Source organism: Candidatus Magnetaquicoccus inordinatus, from assembly GCF_004217665.1.
GTDB lineage: Bacteria > Pseudomonadota > Magnetococcia > Magnetococcales > Magnetaquicoccaceae > Magnetaquicoccus > Magnetaquicoccus inordinatus.
In genome coordinates this window covers 1-4,455 of record NZ_RXIU01000253.1, presented here as the reverse complement: position 1 = coordinate 4,455, position 4,455 = coordinate 1, and the positions used below count along the sequence as shown (strand labels likewise).

General features: G+C 46.7%; 5 protein-coding genes. 3 read left to right on the top strand and 2 right to left on the bottom strand.

Going from position 1 to position 4,455, the window contains the following annotated elements:
* The 3 genes from EJP87_RS14080 to EJP87_RS14070 all read left to right on the top strand — a co-directional run.
* Positions 1-1,158: glutamate--cysteine ligase (locus tag EJP87_RS14080; RefSeq protein WP_130472500.1), on the top strand; the 1,158-nt coding region annotated here is incomplete at its 5' end.
* A gap of 193 nt (positions 1,159-1,351) precedes the next feature.
* Complete coding sequence (locus EJP87_RS14075; protein ID WP_130472499.1) at positions 1,352-1,870, top strand: ImmA/IrrE family metallo-endopeptidase; 519 nt, start codon at positions 1,352-1,354, stop codon at positions 1,868-1,870.
* The gene (locus EJP87_RS14070; protein WP_130472498.1) at positions 1,863-2,939 is read left to right on the top strand and encodes a hypothetical protein; all 1,077 of its coding nucleotides are present in this window, start codon (positions 1,863-1,865) and stop codon (positions 2,937-2,939) included. The genes EJP87_RS14075 and EJP87_RS14070 overlap by 8 nt, the downstream gene beginning before the upstream one ends.
* Here the strand turns inward: EJP87_RS14070 and EJP87_RS14065 are convergent.
* Entirely contained in the window at positions 2,890-3,990 is a 1,101-nt protein-coding gene (locus EJP87_RS14065) for a type IV pilus assembly protein FimV (RefSeq protein ID WP_130472497.1), read from the bottom strand. The two genes, EJP87_RS14070 and EJP87_RS14065, sit on opposite strands and share 50 nt — an antisense overlap.
* 126 nt (positions 3,991-4,116) lie before the next feature.
* A partial coding sequence (locus tag EJP87_RS17980) for a hypothetical protein (RefSeq protein WP_193771401.1) occupies positions 4,117-4,455 on the bottom strand: 339 nt, incomplete at its 5' end.

Here is a 4,455-nt window from a genome sequence, read left to right as displayed (position 1 = left end):
TTGATCAAACCCAGTGGTGACAGCAAGGCAAGTATCTCTTTGGAGCCAGGCGGTCAACTGGAGCTCTCTGGTGCCCCTTTGCGTACCATCCATGATACCCAGAATGAAATCAACGAACATTTGCACCAATTGGGCGAATTATGTGCACGGATGGAGATTGCCTTTTTGGGTGTGGGTGTACAACCAAAATGGTCATTTTCTGAGATTCCCTGGATGCCCAAAGGGCGCTACCGGGAGATGCGGCGCTATCTGCCCTCTAAAGGGGCATTAAGTCTGGATATGATGACCCGTACAGCCACCGTGCAGGCCAATCTGGATTATGCCGATGAGACTGATATGGTCAATAAATTTCGTCTGGCATTGGCTCTGCAACCTTTGGCAACCGCTCTGTTTGCCAATTCGCCCTTTCTGGAAGGGCGTCCTAATGGCTTTCTTTCCTATCGTTCGGAGATTTGGCGGCATACCGATCCCGATCGCTGTGGTTGGCTGCCTTTTGTTTTTGCCGAGGATTTTGGCTTTGCCCGTTATGTGGAGTATGCTTTGGATGTGCCGATGCTCTTTTTGTATCGCCATGGCGGCTATCAGCCAGCGGGTGGGGTACCTTTTCGTGCCTTTCTGGAAGGCAAACATCCGTTACTGCCTGGAGAATATCCGACACTGGCCGACTGGGAGACCCATATCTCGACTCTGTTTCCCGATGTGCGCCTGAAACGCTATTTGGAGTTGCGTGGAGCGGATGCCGGTAATTCAGCAACTTTGTGTGCCTTGCCGGCCTTCTGGAAGGGTTTGTTGTATGATGCCGAGGTTCTCGCTCAGGCATGGGAGCTGGTCAGCACCTGGTCGTTGTCTGAGCGGGTGCAGATCCATGGCTTGGTGCCGCGCATGGCTTTACATACCCCTATCCCCGGTGGGCAAACATTGCGCGAGTTGGCGGAGGAGATTTTACCTTTGGCGCAAATGGGGTTACAGAGACAAAAACAGCGCAACAGCAAAGGGTGTGATGAGTCGATCTATCTGAAACCGCTTTTGCAAATAGTGGAGAGTGGCGTTACGCCCGCAGAACGTCTGTTGCAAGCCTACCAAGAGCGTTGGCAGAAACAGGTCGATCCCATTTTTCACGAACAGGAGTTTGAATCGTTTTATGCCGATTGTGAGTAGCTAATTTTACGACTGTATCATTTTAGCTGTACCATGAACTTTTGCTCTTTATTCCTATCAAAATATGGTATAAAAAGTCACGACGCGAAGCCAAACTGAGATCAGGCAGAAGGGTTGGGGACGCCTCTAATCCGGTGCATTCCGCAGTAATTATGACATTATGGATTATTCATGAGAAAGGTGTGATGTGTTTATGTCATCTGATTCCGTAATGGACCCACAACCATTCGGTGGCACATCGAAGCAAATTGAACAATTTGCGGAACAAATTGCTGAACGTCTGGGATATCGACCTGGTGACGATTTGATTCCACTTGTTCAACGATTGGGCGGTAGAATCGAATATCAAGAGTTGCAAGAGTTGGAACGTGATGACGGTTCAATTCGTGTGAACGGTTCGCGAGATTTTGTAATCAAACTGGCAAGTTTTACTGGACCAATGAGAGATCGATTTACGATTGCCCATGAGCTTGGTCATTTTTTTCTTCACTCGCTTTTTGGTCAAGTAAGAATTCTCATGAAGCGATCCAGGTCAGCTAATAGTATTTTGGAATGGGAAGCAAATTGGTTCGCAGCCGGATTCTTGATGCCAGAAACTCTTTTTCGCGACAAATGCATGGAGTATTCTAACAAAATAGTTGATGTTGCTGCATTTTTCCTTGTTTCAGAAGATGCGGTTCGTGTGCGCATGAAGAAGTTGCAAATTGGCTAATTCCAAGAAAAAATGCCTCATTTTATTTTTGAGTGCTGACTTGAGTGGTTCTACAGCATTAAAGCATGCTGTTGAGAGCGATAGGCCGCCGCGCTGGTTGCGCACAATAAATGACTTTTATAGTGATTTTAAGGTCGAGTTTTCAAATTTTTTAGCAACCAGTGAAATCAAAAAAGCGTTTAATTGTCAGCATTTATCTCCAAATTATAGTTTATGGAAAGCGTTAGGTGATGAGTTAATTTTTAAGGTTGAAATATCCCATGAAAGAGAACCTGCATGGTACGTAGCTGCTTTTTCTAAGACAATAATGAAGTATTCATGCGAAATATATGAAAAACATAGTTATTTAGAAAATGGAAATCAAGGGCTTCGCCGCAAATTAGGAGTAAAAGGTACAGCATGGGTAGCTGGGTTTCCCGTTACTAATGCAGTTATTTCTGTAACTTATGGTGATTACGAAAGAGATGACTATATTGGTCCGCAAATGGATGTTGGATTTCGACTTTCAAAGTTTTCTGATCGAAGAAAACTAATAATATCAGTCGATTTAGCATATCTATTAACCGAGTTTGTCACTGAGTTAAAGTTCTATTTTGACGGTCGTAAACCATTACCTGGCGTGTTGGATGAACAGCCTTATCCAATTATTTGGGTCAGCTATGGGGAAACAAGATTTTCTACAAATTTTAAACATTGTGAATCAGAAAATTGGACTGATAGAGAAAATGACTTGTTTAAAGATTGCGATGCACATAATGTCCATGTGGTCTGCAAGGATTTTATAAATGAAATTAAAGAGATAAAAAGTGGTGGTTACTGGATGCCTTTTATTCCAACTGGTGATGATGGTAAAGAAAACATCATTTTTCCAGAGCCAGTTGAATATAAAGTAGAATATGAAAAAGTTAGTCCAGTATGGCAAAGCAGTGAAAAAAATTGGGAAAATGCAGATGATTTTATGGATACTGACCACTCCATTGGGAAAGAAAAATTTCAAAACATGTTAAATTTACTATCCTCTACCTCATCCGCTCTTCCAACACCGACAGACGCCGATCAATCTTCTTGAACATCTCCTGACTGCCTTCCAGGGCGGTGACCCGTTGGGTCAAAGTTTCCAATTGATACTGATTTTTTTCCAATAGGGTTTGAATAGCCCGTAATTGCTTGGTGATTTGCGTCAAGGTACCGCTGCCACCGCTGTTATTGCTGGCAGCAGGCGCTTCTTTGCGCGAGTTGTCGATCAGGCGACTGGAAGCGGGGGGGCGCTCGCTTTTGCTCTGTTGCAGTGAGGCAGAGGAGGGCATGGGTGTAAAAGGTAGTAAACGGCGTTGCGTGAGCGGCTTTTTCCAGTCTGCGATATGATCCATGCGCAGCGAACGGGCCTCTTGTGCGGTGAGTTGTGCCATCTCTGTTGATGTGGGAATGCGCAGCATGACACCGCTTTTTAAGCCATTCATGTTCTGCAAAGTAAATTGTTGTGGATTGGCTCGCCAAATGGCGGCTTCCACCTGCAGCGGATGCAAACCGCTCTGTTGAGCGATGGTGCGGGCAATACTGGTTAAGGTCTCTCCGCGACGTACCGGACCATATTGCCGATCGGCAGAGGTGGGCAAAGGTGTTTCCAACTGGGTCGCTGCGGTGTTGCGTTTTTCCACTTGCTGGGGTGCATGGCTCTGTTTTGGTGGAGCCGCGTCAACTGTTGCCGGACGGTTGCTGTTTTTGCTGGCGCTGAGCCCTTCTTTGCGTCCTGGCAGGCGAAAAAAGGGTAAATAGGTACGTTGATTGGAGGAGATGTGCAGAAGAATAACTCCCTCGCCTCCCTGCAACGGTTGACTACCCTGCAGCCAGATCAAGGTCTTATCACCTTGTTGCTTGATTTTGGCATGAACCTGGTCAGCCAATTCAGGACGGGGGATTTTGACCAGAGCATAATCGCCCACGGAGCCAATGCTTAAAGAACGGATCTCCTCACCCTCTTCCAGAAACAGCTCTGTACTGGCCTGAAACGGCAATCCTCCAGGACTCAAAACCCGCAATTCACCCAATGACAAGGCATGCGCAGCCACCGGTAGGCCAATGCCAAGCAGGGAAAAGAGAAACAGGCGAGAAGAGCGCATGGGCCAAGCCGCAGCAAAAGGTGAATAAAGGGGAAAAATGGTGGTTAAAATGTGCAGTCACCACTCTTCAACCAAAGAGGCAGTGTAGTATGGCTGGCAGGAGCAAACAAGGGTTGCCAGACAGTTTTAAGAAGCAGGATTGTTAGCTGCCAAAGCCCGATTTGCTTTGTTGAGTGTCTGTTGCCAGAGTTGTGCTAGCGCCGGGGGAACTGTTTTGTCGGGAGCCAGGGCTTTGAAGGAGCGACGCCGTCCCGTGATAAAACGCCAGTCAAAGCCTTGGCCGTAGATAATGGTTTCCAGAGTTGATTGTAATGGAGAGTGAAAGCCCCATTCCAAGGCATCCAGGAGTGGCATCGCCAAATCCGGATTGGGCCCTTGCGCCAAACAACTCTGAATCTTTTGCAGTTGCGGCAAAAAATCCGCTACAAAACGCTCATTGCCCAACAGTTGCCGGCAAGGATCAAC

Coding starts and splice junctions, on each gene's coding strand:
- EJP87_RS14075 (WP_130472499.1), top strand. CDS start 1,352: ATGTCATCTGATTCCGTAATGGACCCACAACCATTCGGTGGCACATCG.
- EJP87_RS14065 (WP_130472497.1), bottom strand. CDS start 3,990: ATGCGCTCTTCTCGCCTGTTTCTCTTTTCCCTGCTTGGCATTGGCCTA.